Source organism: Holdemania filiformis, assembly GCF_003459085.1.
Classification (GTDB): domain Bacteria; phylum Bacillota_I; class Bacilli_A; order Erysipelotrichales; family Erysipelotrichaceae; genus Holdemania; species Holdemania filiformis.
Window position 1 is genome coordinate 340 of sequence record NZ_QRUP01000048.1, and the last position, 215, is coordinate 554.

The following is a 215-nucleotide window of genomic DNA, read 5'->3' on the forward strand; positions in this document are numbered from 1 at the left end:
TTGCAATCTGATCCGCGGTCCAATCAGGATGTTCTTCATGACAGATAAATATCTGACGAATTACCGTTTCATCTTCATCTAAAATCTCTGCGATCTCTGAAATGAGCTTGCCTTTTTTCATATTTTTCAGCACCAGTTTAATGACTTTGCATAATTCGCCTCGTTCCAAGCCTTCCTGCTTACCCATCCGTTTGCCCTGTTCCAGCCATTCCCGC

At 43.3% G+C, this 215-nt stretch carries 1 protein-coding gene; it reads right to left on the minus strand.

Features of this window, described 5'->3' with window-relative positions; genetic code table 11:
• On the minus strand, nucleotides 1-215 hold a 215-nt coding region (locus tag DWY25_RS17815; protein ID WP_220412976.1), incomplete at both ends, for a hypothetical protein.